Origin of the sequence: Thiomicrospira microaerophila, assembly GCF_000934765.1 — a bacterium.
GTDB classification, from domain to species: Bacteria; Pseudomonadota; Gammaproteobacteria; order Thiomicrospirales; family Thiomicrospiraceae; genus Thiomicrospira; species Thiomicrospira microaerophila.
The window spans coordinates 1-1257 of the sequence record NZ_JYNN01000105.1; the positions used below are offsets into that span (position 1 = coordinate 1).

Annotated in this window: 1 rRNA gene; it reads left to right on the top strand. The window is 47.9% G+C overall.

Annotated features, from left to right (window positions below):
• Positions 1-222 precede the first annotated feature (222 nt).
• Positions 223-1257: ribosomal RNA gene (locus tag NA59_RS12745) — 16S ribosomal RNA — on the top strand; the annotation flags it as partial.

Sequence of the window (1257 nt, forward strand, 5' to 3'; positions counted from 1 at the left end):
GTTTCGAAGTTGGCTAGAATAGCTGGCTTACTGAGTGAGAAACACTTGCTTAGTGAACGAATTAAGTTCTTTAAAAATCAGGTAATTCAGAGATAATTTATGTGGAAGTGCGAAGATGCGCCGAAGCAAAAATTAACTCGAAACGACAAATGAAGTATAGGTAGAAGCAATTCTTCCATGTTAACTTTGTCAATTCCGAGTGTTTTATATATGTTCAAGATTAAACTGAAGAGTTTGATCCTGGCTCAGAATGAACGCTGGCGGCAGGCCTAACACATGCAAGTCGAACGGTAACAGAAGAGCTTGCTCTTGCTGACGAGTGGCGGACGGGTGAGTAATGCATAGGAATCTACCCTCTAGATGGGGATACCGTAGGGAAACTTACGTTAATACCGAATATGCTCTAAGGAGTAAAGGTGGCCTCTACTTGTAAGCTATCGCTAGAGGATGAGCCTATGTTAGATTAGCTAGTTGGTGAGGTAATGGCTCACCAAGGCGACGATCTATAGCTGGTTTGAGAGGATGATCAGCCACACTGGGACTGAGACACGGCCCAGACTCCTACGGGAGGCAGCAGTGGGGAATATTGGACAATGGGCGCAAGCCTGATCCAGCCATGCCGCGTGTGTGAAGAAGGCCCGAGGGTTGTAAAGCACTTTTAGCGAGGAGGAAAGGTTAGTTGCTAATATCAACTAGCTGTGACGTTACTCGCAGAAAAAGCACCGGCTAACTCTGTGCCAGCAGCCGCGGTAATACAGAGGGTGCAAGCGTTATTCGGAATTACTGGGCGTAAAGCGCGCGTAGGCGGATTGTTAAGTCAGTTGTGAAAGCCCTGGGCTCAACCTAGGAATGGCGATTGAAACTGGCAGTCTAGAGTTTAGTAGAGGGAAGGGGAATTTCTGGAGTAGCAGTGAAATGCGTAGATATCAGAAGGAACATCAGTGGCGAAGGCGCCTTCCTGGACTAAAACTGACGCTGAGGTGCGAAAGCGTGGGGAGCAAACGGGATTAGATACCCCGGTAGTCCACGCCCTAAACGATGTCAACTAGCTGTTGGTCTTATTAAAAAGATTAGTAGCGCAGCTAACGCGATAAGTTGACCGCCTGGGGAGTACGGTCGCAAGATTAAAACTCAAAGGAATTGACGGGGGCCCGCACAAGCGGTGGAGCATGTGGTTTAATTCGATGCAACGCGAAGAACCTTACCATCCCTTGACATCCACAGAACTTTCCAGAGATGGATTGGTGCCTTCGGGAA